The 17,003-nt window shown below is 63.0% G+C and carries 16 protein-coding genes; 9 read left to right on the forward strand and 7 right to left on the reverse strand.

All coding sequences use genetic code 11. The features are described 5' to 3' along the window. The first annotated feature begins 84 nt into the window (after positions 1–84). A complete protein-coding gene (queF, locus tag K8R92_06630) occupies positions 85–450 on the forward strand; it encodes a preQ(1) synthase (GenBank protein MCE9619566.1) in 366 nt (121 codons plus the stop codon). Positions 451–462: 12 nt separating this feature from the next. Beyond that, positions 463–1,527 (forward strand): prolipoprotein diacylglyceryl transferase, encoded by a 1,065-nt coding sequence (lgt, locus tag K8R92_06635; GenBank protein MCE9619567.1) that lies wholly within the window; start codon positions 463–465, stop codon positions 1,525–1,527. Here the strand turns inward: lgt and K8R92_06640 are convergent. From K8R92_06640 to K8R92_06655, 4 genes are read right to left on the reverse strand one after another with little or no spacing between them, the layout of a single operon-like run. Next, the gene (locus tag K8R92_06640; GenBank protein MCE9619568.1) at positions 1,524–2,228 is read right to left on the reverse strand and encodes an ROK family protein; all 705 of its coding nucleotides are present in this window, start codon (positions 2,226–2,228) and stop codon (positions 1,524–1,526) included. The genes lgt and K8R92_06640 overlap by 4 nt on opposite strands. A gap of 13 nt (positions 2,229–2,241) precedes the next feature. Next, positions 2,242–3,420 (reverse strand): glycosyltransferase family 4 protein, encoded by a 1,179-nt coding sequence (locus K8R92_06645; protein ID MCE9619569.1) that lies wholly within the window; start codon positions 3,418–3,420, stop codon positions 2,242–2,244. After that, positions 3,420–4,169, reverse strand: a complete 750-nt coding sequence (locus K8R92_06650; GenBank protein ID MCE9619570.1) for a polysaccharide deacetylase family protein — start codon at positions 4,167–4,169, stop codon at positions 3,420–3,422. Before K8R92_06650 ends, K8R92_06645 begins: the two co-directional genes overlap by 1 nt. Before the next feature lie 11 nt (positions 4,170–4,180). Beyond that, positions 4,181–4,690: a GNAT family N-acetyltransferase gene (locus K8R92_06655; GenBank protein ID MCE9619571.1), complete on the reverse strand. Its 510-nt coding sequence runs from the start codon at positions 4,688–4,690 to the stop codon at positions 4,181–4,183. Positions 4,691–4,794: 104 nt separating this feature from the next. On the opposite strand from K8R92_06655, the gene K8R92_06660 reads away from it, so the two are divergent. Continuing rightward, positions 4,795–6,120, forward strand: a complete 1,326-nt coding sequence (locus K8R92_06660) for a DNA recombination protein RmuC (protein ID MCE9619572.1) — start codon at positions 4,795–4,797, stop codon at positions 6,118–6,120. Here K8R92_06660 and K8R92_06665 read toward each other — a convergent pair. Further along, on the reverse strand, positions 6,109–6,708 hold the full coding sequence (locus K8R92_06665) for a DUF488 domain-containing protein (GenBank protein MCE9619573.1): 600 nt from the start codon (positions 6,706–6,708) through the stop codon (positions 6,109–6,111). The two genes, K8R92_06660 and K8R92_06665, sit on opposite strands and share 12 nt — an antisense overlap. Positions 6,709–6,776: 68 nt before the next feature. Here K8R92_06665 and K8R92_06670 point away from each other — a divergent pair, with 68 nt between their 5' ends. Then, positions 6,777–7,082 (forward strand): nucleotidyltransferase domain-containing protein, encoded by a 306-nt coding sequence (locus tag K8R92_06670; protein ID MCE9619574.1) that lies wholly within the window; start codon positions 6,777–6,779, stop codon positions 7,080–7,082. Further along, positions 7,072–7,491 (forward strand): DUF86 domain-containing protein, encoded by a 420-nt coding sequence (locus tag K8R92_06675; GenBank protein MCE9619575.1) that lies wholly within the window; start codon positions 7,072–7,074, stop codon positions 7,489–7,491. The genes K8R92_06670 and K8R92_06675 overlap by 11 nt, the downstream gene beginning before the upstream one ends. Before the next feature lie 71 nt (positions 7,492–7,562). Here the strand turns inward: K8R92_06675 and K8R92_06680 are convergent, their stop codons facing one another. Further along, on the reverse strand, positions 7,563–8,300 hold the full coding sequence (locus K8R92_06680; protein ID MCE9619576.1) for a PEP-CTERM sorting domain-containing protein: 738 nt from the start codon (positions 8,298–8,300) through the stop codon (positions 7,563–7,565). Positions 8,301–8,455: 155 nt separating this feature from the next. Here K8R92_06680 and K8R92_06685 point away from each other — a divergent pair, with 155 nt between their 5' ends. Beyond that, the gene (locus K8R92_06685) at positions 8,456–9,919 is read left to right on the forward strand and encodes an aldehyde dehydrogenase family protein (protein ID MCE9619577.1); all 1,464 of its coding nucleotides are present in this window, start codon (positions 8,456–8,458) and stop codon (positions 9,917–9,919) included. 26 nt (positions 9,920–9,945) lie between these two features. Beyond that, a complete protein-coding gene (locus tag K8R92_06690) occupies positions 9,946–10,818 on the forward strand; it encodes an aldehyde dehydrogenase family protein (GenBank protein MCE9619578.1) in 873 nt (290 codons plus the stop codon). Positions 10,819–10,866: 48 nt separating this feature from the next. Here K8R92_06690 and K8R92_06695 read toward each other — a convergent pair whose 3' ends face one another. Continuing rightward, positions 10,867–13,740, reverse strand: coding sequence for a beta-galactosidase (locus tag K8R92_06695; GenBank protein MCE9619579.1), 2,874 nt, complete (start codon positions 13,738–13,740; stop codon positions 10,867–10,869). Between the two features lie 188 nt (positions 13,741–13,928). Between K8R92_06695 and K8R92_06700 the strand changes: the two genes are divergently transcribed. After that, complete coding sequence (locus tag K8R92_06700) at positions 13,929–15,938, forward strand: hypothetical protein (protein MCE9619580.1); 2,010 nt, start codon at positions 13,929–13,931, stop codon at positions 15,936–15,938. A 52-nt stretch (positions 15,939–15,990) separates the two neighbouring features. Next, positions 15,991–16,929 carry a hypothetical protein gene (locus K8R92_06705; GenBank protein MCE9619581.1) on the forward strand — a complete coding sequence of 313 codons (939 nt, stop codon included), beginning with the start codon at positions 15,991–15,993 and terminating at the stop codon, positions 16,927–16,929. Positions 16,930–17,003: the final 74 nt, after the last annotated feature.

Below are 17,003 nucleotides of genomic sequence, written 5' to 3' on the forward strand. Positions count from 1 at the left end.
TCCGCGACGCGGGATGTCAAACTTGCCTGGTGATAGCACTTTGATTTCTGCGCCATCACCACGCATTTTCGTTACGATTTTGCCATGCCCAAGCCCGGTTGCCTCGAATTCTTCGACTCTCCCACGGACAAGCCCTTCGTCATCGAGCACGTGAGCGACGAGTTCACCAGCGTCTGCCCCAAGACGGGGCACCCGGATTTCGGATCGGTCACGCTGCGCTACGAGCCCGCGGCGGTGTGCGTGGAGCTCAAGAGCCTGAAGCTCTACTACCAGAGCTTCCGCAACGATGGGATCTTCTACGAGGCCGTGACCAACCGCATACGCGATGACCTTGCGACCGCGATGAGCCCGCGCTGGATGCAGGTCATCACCGAGTGGAAGGGCCGCGGCGGAATCCGCAGCCGCATCGTCGCCAGCCACGGCCAAGTGCCCGCGGCGTGGGTGAAATAAGATCGCGCCCCGATGACCCACCTGCTCGCCGAAAGCCTGCTGCACTCCAGCACTCCGTTCGCACTGCGGATGGGCAGCGGCTTCGGCATCCGCTGGTATGGCCTGGCCTATGCCGCGGGTTTCCTGGTGGCGTGGCTGCTAATGCGCTGGATGTCCGTTACGCGGCGCTCGCCCATGAGCCGGTCGCAGGTGAGCGACTTCCTCACCTGGGCCGTGCTTGGCGTGATCGTCGGCGGGCGCGTCGGCCACGTGATCTTCTATGACCACGCCCTGCTCTGGACATTCACCAGCGAGTTTCCATTCTGGGGGCTGCTGTTCATTCACAAGGGCGGCATGTCCAGCCACGGCGGCATCATCGGCGTGGTGATCGCGGTCTGGTGGTGGTGCCGGCGCAACCAGATGCACTTCACGCATCTCACCGACCTGACGGCATGGAGCTGCTGCATCGGTCTAGGTTTGGGCCGCTACGCCAACTGGATCAACGGCGAGCTGTGGGGAAAGCCGCTGCCGGTTTCGATGCAGGCGGAGAGCCCATGGTGGAGCGTGAAGTATCCCGAGGAGCTGCTGCGGCCCGGCGTGATCAGCGAGTCGACGCTGCTGCTGCTGAAGCCGCTGGTGCCGGCTTCAAGCGCGACGGTCGCGGCGGGCATGCAGGTGGCGCCGATTTCGGTGACGGGAGCGATCGAGCGCGGCAACACGGCGGAGATGCTCTACGCGGCGTGCTACGGCGGCGATGTGGCCGTGCGGGCCAAGGTGGCGCAGTATCTGGTCGCCTACTACCCGAACAACTTTCTGCAGGCGATCAGCGACGGCGTGGTGCTCTTCGCGCTGCTCTCGCTGGTGTGGCTGAAGCCGCGCAAGCCGGGCGTGATCACGGGATGGTTCTTCCTGGGCTACGGCACGCTGCGACTGGCCACCGAGCAGCTGCGCGAGATTGATCCCGGCGTGTTCATGATCGGGCCCGCGACGCTGCCGATGCTCCTGAGCATGGCGATGATGGCGGGCGGCGTGGTGATCTGCATCGCCAGCAGCCGCCGCGCGATGCCGACGGTGGGCGGGTTGCTGCGGACGAACTAACCCTGATTCGGCCGCATGGCGTCGTGATAGATCGGCACTGAATTTTCCCAGGCTTTTTCCCACAAGCGGAAGCCGCCTTCAAAAGCGTTGGCGTTGTCGCCCAGGCGGCATCCCGCCGGAAGTTCCTTCAAGTTCCTGGAGTTGCCGCCGCCGAGCACCACTTCATCGGGAATCAGCGCGGCGCTGAGGATGTGGACCACATCGGCCACGGCGGTGCGCCACTTCTTCTTCCCCAGACGCTTCAGGCCGCGCAGTCCGACATAGTCCTCGAAAGAGCGGCCCTTCTTGTAGGGAAGGTGCGCGAGTTCCATCGGCAGAATCTGACGGCCCGCGATGAAGCAGGATCCGAGCCCGGTGCCCAAGCCGAGGAAGAGCATGCTCCCGCTGTTGTAGCTGCCGACCGCCTGCATGGCGGCGTCGTTGAGAATCTTCACGGGCAGGCCGAAGTCGTTGTCGTAGTCGAAGTCGGTCCAGCCCTTGCCAAGATTGACCGGGTCGTGCAGCGGTCGGTTCGCCTTGATCGGCGCCGGAATGCCGATGGACACCGCGTCATAATGCCAGCCCGCCGCCAGCGCCTTCACGCCATCCACCATCATGCGCGGCGTCAGCGTGGGGCCGCTGTCGAACTCGCGCTTCTGCGGGTCTGTCGGGACGCGGATCTTGACATGCGTGCCGCCAATGTCGATCGAGAGGATGTTCATTCGCGGATGGTAGCTATGCGCAGCGATCACCAGTGACCGCGAAATAAATCTGTTCTTGCTGCAAGGCGACCGCCGACCATTGGTGCGCGGAGGCGAATTCCAAAGCGGCGGCACTCAGTTTCTGTCGAAGCGATTGATCCTTCAACACGCGATTCAGTGCGGTGCACAGTTCGGTGGTGTCGCGTGGATCCTTGAGGATCAACGCGTTGGATTCATTCGCGAGCATGCTTGAAATGCCGCAATACTTTTCGCCGCTCAACACCACGGGCAGGCCATGCGACATCGCCTCCATCACCACCATGGCGAATGTGTCTTCGAGCGTTGGATGCACAAGGCAATCCGCGGCGAGATACGCATCGTTGATGTCATTCAATGCCCCGAGAAAGTGAACGCGGGCTTCGATGCCAGCCGCCTTCGCGTGATCGCGATACTCCGGGATGTGCACGGCATTGCCGACGACGGCGAGCCAGGTGTCGGCGTCGAGCTTGGCCATCGCCGCAAGTAGCGTGTCCAGCCCCTTCTTTGCATAGTCGTTGCCGATGAAGAGAAGGCCATTCCCCCCTGCCGGCAAACCCAGCCGCTGCCGCGCGGCGAGTCGCGCGACAGGCGTCGATGGCGCAGCGGGAAGCGTGACGCCAGGTGTCAGCACCTGCAGCAAGCTCGCGGAGTCGGGAAAGGCGCTGGCCATCTGCGACATCAAAGTTTTTGATGTCGCCACGATGCAGCGATTGTGCATGGGTGCAAATCGCGCGCGCTCCAGACGGATGTAGGTCATCAGGCGCGGACTGGTCCACACTTTCAGCCATCGCATCAACCGCTGCCCCCCGCTGACTCCGTGAAACAATTTGTAATGCGTCGGCAGCACATGCACGGTCTGCACCTGGCCGCTCCAGCAATTTTCGTGCGATTGCACCACATCGAAGCCGTGCTGCGTGGCCCTCTTTGTGGCGTTCGCGTACCAGAGCTGGTTCATCCATCTCGACTTCTTCAGCGGCGACGAAACGGTGTGGTAGGTCACGCCCGGCCATTTGTGATTGATCTGCTGGGCGAAGACGTGGATCTCGTGGCGCTGCGCGAGCTGCTCGACCAGCGCGATGGAATAACGCTCCGCTCCGCCGCCGGTCGGCGAGAACACGCGATTGAGCACGGCGATGCGAAGGCGACGGGTTGGGTTGTCGCTCGACGGACCCATTACGCGCGCCGCCGGTCTTCGTAGCGCGTGGCCAGCTTCAGCCAGAGGTGCAGCAGACTGGTCGAGCGGACGACGGGGATGCGCGGCAGCTGCGTGAAGTCCTCGCCCGGTTGGCAGCGGCTTCGCTGCGTGGTTGTGGCCGACTCATATCCCGCGGCCCGCACCAGGGCGACATGCTCCTGCGTGAAGTCACCGTAGGGGTAGCAAAAGTGGCGCACGGGCGAGCCCGTCGCGCTTTCCAATTGCGATTTGCAGGAGAGGATTTCTGCGGCGCTGTTCGCGGCGTCGGCCTGCGTCAGGCGCACGTGGTGCATTGTGTGGGCGCCGATCTCCTGCCCGCCCTCGATCCACTTCCGCATCTGCGCCTCGTTCATCAACGGTGTTGACCTGACCCCGACGGAGTGGTCCCACTTGTTGGTCAGGCCGATGTGCTGGCTCACCGCGTAGCAGGTTGAAGAGAAGCCGTGCGCCTGCAGCGTCGGCAGGGCGTTAATGAGGTTGTTCAGGTAGCCGTCGTCAAAGGTGATGCCGACCACACGGCCGGTCATTTCGCCCAGCAAATAGGGCGCGAGCGCGGACATGGAAAGCCCGCGGTAGCCGAGCAATTTCAGCAGGGCCATCTGGCGGCAGAAAGCTTGCGGTGAGACGTACAGGCTGCGAAAGGGCGCGTCGCGCGGCGGCGCGACTTCGATCTGGTGGTACATCAGAATCGGAATCGGCGCGGGATTGGCGGTGCGAGTCGCGGGCATGCGGCCCGAGGTTACTTCAACGGTTTCGCGAAGTGGAAGCCGAGCACGGTCATGCCCTCGCGGAAGTAGAACTTGTGCGCCTGGGTGCGCTGCGTGCCGGAGTCGAGGGTGTACTTCTCGCAGCCGGCCTTGCGCGCGATGTCCTGGAGATGGTCCATCAGCGCCTTGCCGACGCCAGTCGAGCGCCGGGTGTCGTCGGTGACAAGGTCGTCCACATACATGTGCAGGCCGTCGAAGGTGTTCTCGTAGATGCGGTAAACCGCGACGCCCTCGACCCGATCGCCGCGGACGGCCACACACATGCGGCCGCCGTCCGCGAAGACTCGCTGCATTTTCGCGGCGTAGTCCGGTGGCAGATGCGTGCGAAGCTGGCGGTGAACCGACTCGGCTTTGGCGAACCACTCGGGAGTGATCACCTTGCCGGATGCATCGTTGATGTCGATGATTTTGATTGTTGCGATTCGAGTGTCGCTCGTCGCGGATGTGTGCCCGATACTTCCATCACGAGATGGTTTTTGCATGCTGAAAGCGTAGCGGAATGATCATGCATTTACTGCTTGCACGCAACGACAATTCGGCAAGTCGTTGCCGCTAATCTGTAACAGTCTCCCCTGTTCCAGAATCCATGCTTGAAGCGATCATCATCCTTTTGATTCTTGTCCTGCTGGTCAGCGGCTTTGTCGCACTGCGCCTTCTTCGCGCGCCCGTCGTCAACAGCCAGGAAGCGGTACTGCTCGCCCAGGAGAAGTCGCGCCTCGAAGTCGAGAAGGCGCGCCTCGAAGAGCAGCTTCGCGCCGCGGCTTCCGCCACCACAAAGGAAGCCGCTCTCCGGCAGGAAACCGCCGATCGCGAGATGGCAGCATGGAAGGAATCGAACGAGCGCGAGATGAAGTTCCTCAAAGACTCCGAGGAGCGCCTCAAGTTGCAGTTCGCCAAACTCGCCAACGACATCTTCGAGGCCAAGGGCAAGACGCTCACCGAAGGCAACCAGACCAATCTCAACGCGCTGCTGCAGCCTCTGAAGGAGCAGCTCGCCGCGTTCCAGACCCGCATCAACGAAGTGCATAAGACCGATGTCGAGCAATCCGCCGCCCTGCGCACACACATCCAGTCACTGCAACTGGCCACCACCGTCATCAGTCAGGACACTGTAAACCTGACCAACGCCCTCAAGGGCGACACCAAGATGCAGGGCGACTGGGGCGAGTTCACGCTGCAGCGCATCTTCGATACCTGCGGCATGGAGCGCGGCCGCGACTACGAGGTGCAGCAATCCGACCGCGGAGAGGAAGGCGGGCACCTGCGCCCCGATTTCTATGTCTATCTGCCCGACAATCGCGTGGTCATCATCGATTCCAAGGTTTCGCTGACCGCCTATGTGCGCTACTGCAACGCGACGGACCCCGAGGATCGCAAGGCCGCGCTGCGCGAGCATGTGCAATCAGTTCGCAAGCACATCCGCGAATTGTCCGGCAAGGACTATCTGCAGCTCGACGGCATGCGCGGCCGCACGCTCGACTTCGTGCTGATGTGCGTGCCGCTGGAACCCGCGTACCAGGCCGCCGTGACCACGGACATCTCGCTGATCGAGGAATCCAAGAAAACCGTCACCATCACCGGCCCCAACGCCCTGCTGACCACCCTGAAGCTGATCGTGCAGGTGTGGCGCCGCGAGAAGGAGAACAAGAACGCCGAGGAGATCGGCCTGAAGGCCGGCGCCATCTATGACCAGGTGTCGCTGATTGTCGACGCGATGCAGGAGGCGAGCAACCGTCTCGAGAAGGTCTCCGAATCCTTCTCGCTGGCGATGAATCGGCTCTCGACCGGCCGCGGCAATCTCGTGCGGCGAGTGCAGGAGATCCGTGATCTCGGCGCCAAGACCAAGCGCGAGCTGCCGGGCGATGTCGTGGACGGCGCCCGCGACGAGAGCGACACCGAATCAGTGCGTTGAAGAGCCGTCTCCTTCATTCACCCACGCCAGTTCCTCGCCCAACTTCTGATACGCGGTGTTGACCAGATCTTCTCTGCTCTGAAACAAGTCGCTGCGCGGCGTCTCGGTGGCGTCCATCATACGCTCCTCGGCTTCCGACGCGGACTCAAGCCGCCCGTCCTCCAGAATGTGCTGGACATCGATCGACTCGCGCAGCAGCGCCCGCGCCACCAACACCGTGCGATGACAGGTGATCGGGTCCTTCTCCGCGCACATCAGCGCGATGCGCTGATCTTGCGCGCCCTTCTTCAACCGCTCGATCCCCTCGCGAAACTTCGGCAACTTCGCCACTCGCTCGTACTTGGCCTGGCCACCAACAAAACACTCCGGCTCGTCGCGCCGCGCGCCGAGTTCCTTGCCGAGATAGACGTAACTGATGCCCTCTCGCCGCAGCGACGCCTCCAGCGCCTGCTGGTTGAAGTGCGGATTGAAGCCGCTGAACGGCACGCTGCGCACATCCGCGATCGCCGTGACCTGGTGCCGCTTCAGCAGACCGATGAACTTCTCCATAGTGTGGTTGGAGTGTCCAACGGTGAAGATGATCGGCATGGGCACAGCCGAAGTTTAGTGACACGCGACTCGGCATGGCTGCGATCACGCACCGATATACTTCGCCCATGGTTCCCCTCGCGTTGCTGCCAGGCATGGTCAAGCCGCTGTGCTCCCGGGCTAATGTCTCGCGGCTGGCCCTCGTCGGCTCCGCGGCCCGCAACGACTTCGACCCCGCGCATTCCGATGTGGACTTCCTGGTGGACTTCAAGGACATCCCCGGTTTCGACTACTTCGGCGCCTACATGACGCTGCGGCGCGAGCTGGCCTCGCTGGTGGGCCATCAGATCGACCTGATCTCGGTGCGCAGTATCGAGAATCCCTACCTGCAACAGTCCCTGACCCGCGACGCCCGGGAGCTCTATGCGGCATGACGCCCGCGTCGTGCTGCACGACGCCATAACCGCCGCGGCCCGTATTGACGAGGTGATGCGCAACGTCACTGAGAAGCAATTCATCGGCGACTGGATGCTGCAATCCATGGTCGAGCGCCAATGCATGATCGTGGGCGAGGCCCTGGGCCGGCTGCGCAAATTCCACCCGGAGCTCTCGGAGGGCATCCATCACGCGGACGAACTGGTCGACTTCCGCAACATGCTGGCCCACGCATACGACCGTGTCGATCCGCGGCTGGTCTACTCGCTGGCGCACCTGCATCTGCAGAAGCTGCACGGACAACTGCAGCGCGTGCTTCACGACTTGAATGCCGACCCCGCCGGCAGCGCCTGGTTTTCCAAGCGCATGCACCGCGGTTCCGACTCGCCGCGCGGCCGCCATCGATGACATGTGACGCGACATGAAAAAGCCCCGAGCGCAGGCTCGGGGCTTGAATTCAAAGAAGCAATGGTCGGAAATTATTTCCGCCGACGCCGCATCGCCAGGCCGCCCAGCGTCAGCAGGGACATCGTGACCGGCTCGGGCACGGCCTGGATGTCGATCGAATTTTGCGGAATGTAGAAATTGAAAGTGTCCTCGGCGGACATGCCGGTCCAGTCGAAACCAAAGGTGACTTGCCATTCGATGGCTGTTGCCGTTTGGTAGTTGGATCCGAAGCGATCCTCGAACGCGAAGCCATACCCGTAACCGCCTGGCTCGTGAATGCCCAGACCGGTACCGCTGCCAACTCCGATGAGTGGATTGTGCGAACTGTCGAAGAGGATGAAGGATGTCTCGACCTTGTAGATGTCGAGCGTGCCACCCGAGAAATCAAAGCCGAAGCCAAATGAGGTGCGAATGAAATCGTCGGGGTGGGTCCACATCGCGCCATCGATCGTGCCCGTGCCGTAGATCACGAGCAGATTGCCTCGGAAATCGGGGTCACTGACGGGGCTTGGGACATAGTCCGCTCCAGTAAGTGCGAAAATTTTGTCCTCGAGACTTCCTCCTCCATGCAGCTTGATTCCATTTGAAAGCGGAGAGGAACCCACGGTCGGTCCCGGGTTGTATGCCCTCCAGACCGGTAAGTCGGAGTCGGACAAAAGATCGACATAGCGAAGATCCGAATTGAGATACGACCACGTTGTGACGGCGTCGGCATTGGCCGCGCCCGTCAGGGTCATACCCAAGGCAGCAATAAACAAAGTCCTTTTCATCCTCATCTCCTTTGAATTCAAAAGTGAAAACCTGAATCGCATGCATGCAGCAATGGATGGACCACCGCAAATCCGGCAAGCAAGCCCTTCACCTATAGCCCGAAAACCTTTCGAGTCAAGAGAAACTTGGCAATTGATCGTGGTAAAGTGCCCGCGTGTCCACCGCCGTACCGCCACCCAAGGCCGCCAAGTGGGATTACGCCCCCGCCCCCGAGAGTTTCAAGCCGGCGATCGCTCCCGAGCACGGCCTCTATATAGATGGCAAGTTCACGCCCGCCAAGAGCGGCCGCAAGATGGATGTCATCAACCCCGCCACCGAGGAGCACCTGACTAAGGTGGCCGAGGCGGGCAAGGCCGATGTGGACCGGGCCTGCGAAGCCGCGAAGAAGGCCTTCCGCGGCTGGTCGCGCATGAAGCCGCGCGAGCGGGCGAAACTTCTTTTCCGGGTGGCGAGAAAATTGCAGGAGCGCGCCCGCGAATTCGCGGTGCTCGAGACGCTCAACAACGGCAAGCCCATCAAGGAGAGCCGCGACCAGGACGTGCCGGAGTCGGCCAAGCATTTCTTCTACCACGCGGGCTGGTGCGACAAGCTGCGCTACGCGGTGCCCGGCGGCCATGAGCCGGGGCCGGTGGGCGTGTGCGGACAGATCATCCCGTGGAATTTCCCGCTGATGATGGCAGCCTGGAAGCTGGCGCCCGCCCTCGCTTGCGGCAACACCTGCGTGCTCAAACCCGCCGAGACCACGCCGCTAACCGCCATTCGGCTTGCTGAAGTTTTCCGCGACTGCGATTTTCCGCCCGGCGTGGTGAACATCATCACCGGTGGTCCCGAGGCGGGCAAGGCCATCGCCCAACATCCGGGCTTCGACAAGATCGCCTTCACCGGCAGCACCGAGGTCGGCCGCATGATCGTGAAGGGCTGCGCCGGCCGCTCCGTGCGCCTGACCATGGAGCTCGGCGGCAAGGGCGCGCATCTCATCTTCGCCGACGCGGCCATCGACCAGGCGGTTGAGGGCGCGGTGCAGGGCATCTTCTCCAACCAGGGTCAGGTCTGCTGCGCCGGCAGCCGTCTGCTGGTGGAGGAATCGATCGCGGACATCTTCCAGGCCAAGTTGCTGCACCGCATGTCCTCGCTTCGCCTTGGAGATCCGATGGACAAGAACACCGATGTCGGCGCCATCAACTCCGCGCCGCAGCTCAAGCGCATCCAGGGCTATGTGAAGATCGCCCGCGAGGAGGGCTTGAAGGTGCTCGAGTCCGGCACAGGCGAGATCCCCAAGAAGGGCTTCTGGTGCAGGCCCACCGCGCTGGCCGGGGTGCAGCCCGCCAATGTCGTCGCCCGCGAGGAAATCTTCGGGCCGGTCGTCTGCCTGATGACCTTCCGCACCGTGGACGAGGCGGTCAGCCGCGCCAACGACACGCCCTTCGGCCTGAGCGCCGGCGTCTGGACCGAGAAGAGCGCCAAGATGTTCGACGTGGCGCGGCGCCTTCGCGCCGGCGTGGTTTGGTGCAATGGATTCAACCTGTTCGACGCCGCGAGCCCCTTCGGCGGCATGAAGGAAAGCGGATTCGGCCGCGAGGGCGGGCGGCACGGCTTGATGGAGTACATGGCGCATTGAGCGCCGAGCAATGACATTGGCTTCCCATGAATGAAGATCGACTCACAGTTCTGAAGACCCACAAGCTTTTCATCAAGGGCGCGTTCCCGCGCGGCGAGAGCGGCCGCACGCACCCGCTGCGCGACAAGCACAATGGCGTGCTGGCCCAGCTCTGCACCGCCAGCCGCAAGGATTTGCGCGAGGCGGTCGAGGCGGCCAAGGGCGCGCAGCCGGCGTGGGCGGCATCGACTCCCTATTTGCGCGGGCAGATTTTGTATCGCCTCGCCGAGATGATCGAAGGCCGCGCCGAGGAGTTCACCGCGGCTTTGCGCGAGACCACAGACGCCGGCGCCAAAAGCGCCCGCGCCGAGGTCGACGCCACGATCGACCGGACCATCTGCTTCGCGGGCTGGGCCGACAAGATGGTCAGCATTCTGGGAAATCAAAATCCGGTGGCGGCCCCCTACTGGAACTTCACTTCGCCCGAGCCGATCGGCGTGCTGGGCATCGTCGCGCCGGATGATTCGCCGCTGCTTGGTTTCGTCTCGCTCTGGCTGCCCGCGCTCTGCGCCGGCAACACGGTGGTGGTGCTGGCCAGCGAGCGCTGCCCGCTTCCGGCCCTGCTGATGGCGGAGAGCATGCCGACTTCCGATGTGCCCGCGGGCGTCTTCAACCTGCTCACCGGGTTCCGCGAGGAGCTGCTCAAGCCGCTGGGCAGCCACCGCGACATCGACGGCGTCATCGCCGCGGTGGACAACGATCACGCCACTGTGCTGCGCGACCAGGGCGCCGACAATCTGAAGCGCGTCCGCATCCTGAACGCAAAGCGCGACTGGACCAGCGAAACCTGCGACGGTCCCGGCGCCTTCCATGGCTCGGTGGAATACAAGACCACCTGGCATCCGCTCAGCGCGGAGTGATCGCCCCAAATTACATTTCGAGGATGGGAGACAATGCGGCCCCCCGCTTCACCCCGTGATGTGCAGTTTCACTCCCGCTGGCGAGCGGCCATCGACATCGAAGATGCTCAGCGTGGCGTTGGGCGGGATTGCCTCCATCGGCAGCTCGATGCGAAGTCGCTTTTCCGCGGCGCAGTAGTCGCCGACGATTTTTCCATCGAGCAGCACATGCCCATGCGAGAGACCGTTGCAGAGAATGGCGATCGATCCCCCAGCAACGGCGGGCTTGACCAGTGTGGTCGTGAACCAGCGCGGCTCGCCGGGTTTGGCTGCCTTGGCCAACTTCAGCGGCTTCCATGCGGGCGATGTTCTTCCGGGCATTTCCCAGCGGGCGAAGCTCCAGGTGGCGCCGGATCCCAGCGACGCCTCCGGTGATTGGAAGAATCGAATCGCCTTCGCCAATTTCTCCACGCACTGCTCCGAAGATTTCTTCTCCTCCGTCCCGGGATCGATCGGCACCAGGACCAGTTCGTTCACGCCGTTCTTCAGTCCGAACCGCGGGCTTTCCTTCGCGCCGCTCTTCGACTTCTCCTTCGAGGCCTTGGGCACGGGACGCAGCACCAGCGCGTCGCCGAGGCCGCCGTGCCAGTCCAGGAAATCGATCACCGCCCCATTGAGGATCGCCACAGCGCGCAATCGCGTGGCCGGCGCGTCGAGCATGATGACGCCCTTGCCGCGATAGTCGAAGGCAAAGTGCGCCGCGTGCGTCGACAGCAGATGCCCCGGTGCGACTCCGGGCAGGAACGGCGCCGCCTTGAAGGGATCGACGCTGGGCGAATCGATGACCTTTGACTTGGCTTTCAGCGGCGACACCGCCAGCGCATTTCCAGAGATGCCGACCGAGTGATTGCGGCTGGCGTCGTTGGCGCTGCGACCGCCCTGCCGGGCGAGCAACGTCAAGGTGCGCGAGTTGCCGCTCTTGCCGGAGCTCGAGGATTTTTCCGCGGGAATCGCAAGGGGAAGCGTCGCGCCCTTGCCGCCCAGCACGCCGAGGGACTTTCCATTGCTCCACGCCTGCATGAATCCGAACGCCGCCGGAAAGTGCGCACTGACCGCCTCGGACGACTTGCCCTCCGGCTTCACGCTGAGCCGATACCAGCCCCATCCCGAATTCACGCCGCACTTGTCCAGGCTCTGTGGAACGGCAAGCGTTGCGAAGCGATCGCTGCTGCCATCGACGTATTCGCGGCACTCGGCGACCTGCCAATCCTTGAGCGCGCGCTCCGTCGGCTTGGACGGCGCGGCGGCGCGGAGCTCTGCGATCTCTCCCGAGAGCGAAATGCGAAACGCCTTGTTGAAACCCGGGCTCAACACGGCGTTTGTGCCGCGCACATCGTCCGCGCCGAGGGTCAGGCCGGTCGCTTCGATCAGCGCCGTGTCGATCTGCTCCTGGTTGCACACCACCACGGTGAGTTTCTGGTGCGCGAACACCAGCGGCTTGGCGCCCTCGCCCGCCTTGGGCAGGGTGAACTCCATCGCGGCGCCATCGATCGAGAGTGCGCCCATGGTGCCTGCGGCCCCCTGCAGCACCAGCAACTTCTTCTCGATCAAGGCGAAGGGCGAGAGGTTGCAGAAGTCCAGCACGCCGGCACCCTGCAGATTGACGTTTGATAGATACCAACCGACCGGCGCATCGCCCAGATGCACGGGCATGCGCACGCCGTTGGGCGTGATGATGGTCGCCGCGTCGCGCCGAGGCTTGCCCGCCTCATCTGGACCGCGGAAGACGAACACGACGTTGCCCGCGCCCTCGACGGTGACCACCGCGAAGGAGCCCGGCTCGAGCGCGTCGAGATTCTGCACCGCGGCCTGCTTGGTTCCATCGGCGCCGGCCAGCACGAATCCAAAGCTGTTGGCAAAACTCGCGAGCCGACGGATTGCACGCGCGCTGCCATCAGGTCGCCCGATCGAGTCGAGCAATGCGGGCACGGCATTGATTCGATCCGTGCGTGCCAGCCCCGGCAATGTGGGCTGCCCTCCGGCGCAGAGGATCTGCCCCACGCGGCGCAGTTCTTCCATGCCGGCGCTCCAGGAGCTCCTCTTTGCGGAAGCGCCGGACGAGTCGCGCACCAGATCGCCGGCCAGCTTCACGCATCGCGGCGAATCCTTGTCGCATCCGGTGCAGGCGGCCCACGCAGCTTCTTCGCGGATCTCCACCAGGCGCGGCGCGTCGGACTGGATGGACTGAAGCTGGCGCAGATTCGCGAAGAGATCGTTCCAGCCCTCCCAGACTTCGACGCAACCCTCGACGGAAATCCACAGGCCGTTGCTGGTCAGCACGGGCACGGTGAAGCCGCTGTCGCGGGCGAAGCGCAGCAATTCCTTGTGATACTTCTGCCCCTCTTCCTCATTGCCGCAGGTCCAGCCATGTTCGATCTGAACAGCGCAGAGCGCGCCGCCATCGTTGGACCTGCCGCCGGCGAAGCCGGCGCCGCGCGGCGCCTCGACCGTGGCCTGCAGCTTCGACACTTCCTTGCCCACCGCTTGATAGAGCCGGGAGACATGCTTCAGGAATGTTTCGTTGGCGACGCGAAGTTTGATGTCGGGCTGGTCCGCGAGCCACGCCGGCAAACCGCCGCCGTCAAAGGGCTCGCCCGCCACCGGCCCGATCCGCAGCACCACGTGCAATCCCAGCTCGCGGCAGGCATCGATGAACACGGCCACATTCAGGCCGCCGGTGAAATCCATCCGGCCCTCGCGCGCCTCGTGCAGGCACCAAGGCACGCTGGTGCGAATCGTGTTGAAACCCATCCGCTTCAATGCAAGCAGCGCGGGCTTCCAACGCTCAGGAGCGAGCAGCGTGTATTCAAGGTTCGCGCCGATCATCCAGAGACGGCGGCCGTTCCAGATGAAGCTTTGACGGTCGTAGGCGAGGCTGGGCATTGCGTTTGTTTCGCTCGAGCGCGTGGCGGAGTCTGCTTCTTCGCCATCCATTCGGAATGGTTCGTGACTCTTGGAAGAAATGATAAGCCGATACACTGTGCAAAAGAGAGGCTTGCTTCATGTCGGTACGCACAATCGGCCATCTTTTTCTTTCTCGGTGGGTGGCTGCTGCGTTGCTGTGTTTCAGCATGAATGCAGGAGCGCGCGCTGATCCGCCAACCGCGCCCGCCAAGGACAATCCCAAAACCGCCGGCGCCTCCAACAACGCAGCCGCATCGTGGAACGAGCTCTTTCCTAACCTTCGCTCCGGCGACAAGAATCCGCTGCACATGACCGACGATGACTGGGACGCGATCTCCATGCTTTCGAGCAGCCAACAACCCACACTGAAGGAGATCGAACGCGGCCGCCAGGCGATGGAGAAGCTGCAGCCGGTGATGGACCAGCTCGTTTCCACCAGCAAGCTGCGCAAGTGCGACTTTGAGCATGACTATTCGCAGGGCTTTGAGATGCTGCTGCCGGAAATGTCCCCTATGCGGCAGGCGGCCCGCGTGCTTCGAGCACGCTCCTATCTCGCACTGACCGACGGCGACTGGGACACTTTTGCAGACAGCATGGGCGCTGTCAGCAACCTCTCCCGGCAAGTGTCGCAATCACCCGTGTTGATTTCTTCGCTGGTCGCCAGCGCCATTGGGGGGGGGCTCACGACAGGCCAAGCCCAGTTTCTCATCGACGAAGGCTCGCTCACTCCGGAGAAGGCCGAGCGACTCCTCAATGAGCTGGCGCCGCTTCGCGGTTCTGACCCGTTCGGCTTTTCCAAAAGCGTCGACGAGGAATACAAGGTTCTGCTGAGCTCCAACTACGACGGCAAGAGAATGATCGAAGCCCTGGGCGAGGACCCCAACAACGATCGCTTCAAGAACCTTGACGCCGCTGCGATCCATCAAGCCATTCTTCCGCTGGCCGGCATCTACCAGGAGGCAGCCGCCGCAATGAAGGAGCCTGACAAAGAGTCTGCCCGCAAGCGCTGGGAGGCCGCATGGAATGCGCGAGACAAGCTGCCGCGGAATTCGCAAGTGCTTTTGGAACTGGTCATGCCTTCCATTGAAAGCATTATCAAATCTCGTTTCGAAGCGCAGGATCGAATCGACGCCTTGATGGCCGCGCTGCAGGGCATCGCCTCGGGGAAATCCAATCCCGCGTCGCTGGCCACTCCGGCGATCTGGTGGAGCCGCGCCGCCGCCGCCGCCCGCTCCCTCAACGAAGAGCAGCAAGCGGCGATGGTGATGCAGCAACTGAGCTCGGTGCCCGACAATTCACCACTGCAGCCCGTGGTCATGAGCACGCTTGACGCCTGTGACGCGACGGTCTTCGAGTGCATGCGCCGCGCCATGGCCTGCGAGTCGAAGGTGGTCTCTTTCGAGAAAGTTGCCAAGGAGCGGACGCCGCTGGACCTGGCCCTGATCGGCGGATTGCGCGGCGCGGCGCGAATGGCCATGGCCCAAAGCCTGCTGCCCCGGTGGAACGCGGAGAAGTCGCTCTCATTCATCGCCATGGCGATCGCCGCCTGCAACGCGCTGGCCAGCGATCCCACCTTCGCCCACGCGCTCGCCAGCCAGAGCATCGCGGAGGAGCTCGCCGACGCCATCTGGAGATTTTCGATCCGCACCGGCGTGAGCGACGAGTTGCGCAACAAGCTCGACGCGCTCATTGCCACCATCCCGCGCAGCGACGCTTTTGGGTTCGTCGCGGCGCAGAAAAAGGTGCGGGCACGGCTGACGGAGGATCTGCGCTATGACTTTGAGCGCAATGACGATGTCAAGGATGACCTGACCAAGGCGATCGCCAGGAAATCCCCGACCTGGCTTTTCGCTGTGGAGATCCTTTACGGATCCAATTGCCCCGCCGCCGGTCCCGAAGGCACGCTTGTGAGCACGGACGACCTCTTCCCGCCCGACAATTTGAAGGAACTTGCCGCCGCCTGCGAGAAGCTGCGCGAGGAGAAAGTCAAGGAGCGGGAGAGTGACACCCCGGTCCGCGCCCGGGCGACGAACGCACCCGCCGCGCAGCGGGTCCGCAAGTACCTCAATGACATCAATCCTCCGGCCATGCGCGACATTTCTCTCGACATGAACCGCGTGGGGGACGCGCTTTCCGCCCTTGACGCGGCGGCGGCCAAGCGTAGGGAAACCAAGTAAGGCGCGGTATCCTTCGGATCCCAGTCCTGATTTTCATTTAAGGCGGACCATCATGAACCGAAGCATCAAAACCACATTCGCACTTGCCCTTCCACTCCTTGTCGCATCGATCGCCTCGGCGCAGGCCTACACCTACAACCAGAACTTTGACTCCCTGCCATCGAGCGGCACCCCGACCGCCATCACCGGCACCGGAGCGCTCAACAGTCAGGGAGCCTTGACTTCGATTTCCGCAGCGGGTTCGTCCTGGCAGGCAGCCCGCATCGCCGGAACGCAACCCGTCACACCGGTCAACCTGATCGTGGATTCGGGTTCGAACAATGCAGGCGCCATGTATTCCTACGGCGCGCCGCCTCCGCTCAGCCGGTCGCTTGGATGCATCGCCAGCGGCTCGACCGTCCCCGCCTTCGGAGTCGCCTTGACCAACACCACCGGCTCGACGCTGTCCTCGGTCACCATCACCTTCAAAGCACAGCAATGGCGATCGCCAAGCGATTCATCCCTAGCCAACTTTGGCGTCGTGAACACACTTAAATTCGCCTACGGTTTCTCTCCATCCGGCATGACCAACGCCAATTTTCTCTCCTCCGCCTTGATGACCGAGGATGCCAATGGAAATGTGGTCAGCGGTGCAAACTCCGGATCCCAAACGGCAAACATTGGTCTGGTCCAACTGGGCACGAACACGGTGACCTTGACCGGCATCACCTGGAATGCGGATGACGTTCTCTATCTGCGCTGGCAAGACGCCAATGACGCGGCCAACGACGCCGGACTGGCGATCGACGATCTGCTGGTGACTGCGGATGTCGGCGAGAATCCCTGCCCGATGGACCTGGACGGCTCCGGAGAAGTCGACGGTGGCGACGTCGGTTTGGTGCTGCTTGACTTCGGCCCCTGCCCCGGCTGCTCCACCGACCTGGACGGCTCCGGCGAAATCGACGGCGGCGACATTGGACTGGTTCTGCTCGAATTTGGTCCCTGCCCCTGAAAGCAATTTGCATTTGCAATTCTGACAAAAATCAAACACGGGGGCGGACTTTTCCGACTGTAAGGGGCGTCGTC

This window comes from Planctomycetota bacterium, assembly GCA_021414025.1.
GTDB lineage: Bacteria > Planctomycetota > Phycisphaerae > Phycisphaerales > SM1A02 > SYAC01.

Bases quoted from the DNA above. Each gene is read 5' to 3' on its own strand.
- K8R92_06670 (MCE9619574.1), top strand. From the start codon at position 6,777: ATGGTTCCCCTCGCGTTGCTGCCAGGCATGGTCAAGCCGCTGTGCTCC.
- K8R92_06655 (MCE9619571.1), bottom strand. From the start codon at position 4,690: ATGCAAAAACCATCTCGTGATGGAAGTATCGGGCACACATCCGCGACG.
- K8R92_06690 (MCE9619578.1), top strand. From the start codon at position 9,946: ATGAATGAAGATCGACTCACAGTTCTGAAGACCCACAAGCTTTTCATC.
- K8R92_06645 (MCE9619569.1), bottom strand. From the start codon at position 3,420: ATGGGTCCGTCGAGCGACAACCCAACCCGTCGCCTTCGCATCGCCGTG.
- K8R92_06640 (MCE9619568.1), bottom strand. From the start codon at position 2,228: ATGAACATCCTCTCGATCGACATTGGCGGCACGCATGTCAAGATCCGC.
- K8R92_06695 (MCE9619579.1), bottom strand. From the start codon at position 13,740: ATGCCCAGCCTCGCCTACGACCGTCAAAGCTTCATCTGGAACGGCCGC.
- K8R92_06705 (MCE9619581.1), top strand. From the start codon at position 15,991: ATGAACCGAAGCATCAAAACCACATTCGCACTTGCCCTTCCACTCCTT.
- queF (MCE9619566.1), top strand. From the start codon at position 85: ATGCCCAAGCCCGGTTGCCTCGAATTCTTCGACTCTCCCACGGACAAG.
- K8R92_06665 (MCE9619573.1), bottom strand. From the start codon at position 6,708: ATGCCGATCATCTTCACCGTTGGACACTCCAACCACACTATGGAGAAG.
- K8R92_06680 (MCE9619576.1), bottom strand. From the start codon at position 8,300: ATGAAAAGGACTTTGTTTATTGCTGCCTTGGGTATGACCCTGACGGGC.
- K8R92_06700 (MCE9619580.1), top strand. From the start codon at position 13,929: ATGAATGCAGGAGCGCGCGCTGATCCGCCAACCGCGCCCGCCAAGGAC.
- K8R92_06660 (MCE9619572.1), top strand. From the start codon at position 4,795: ATGCTTGAAGCGATCATCATCCTTTTGATTCTTGTCCTGCTGGTCAGC.
- K8R92_06650 (MCE9619570.1), bottom strand. From the start codon at position 4,169: ATGCCCGCGACTCGCACCGCCAATCCCGCGCCGATTCCGATTCTGATG.
- lgt (MCE9619567.1), top strand. From the start codon at position 463: ATGACCCACCTGCTCGCCGAAAGCCTGCTGCACTCCAGCACTCCGTTC.
- K8R92_06675 (MCE9619575.1), top strand. From the start codon at position 7,072: ATGCGGCATGACGCCCGCGTCGTGCTGCACGACGCCATAACCGCCGCG.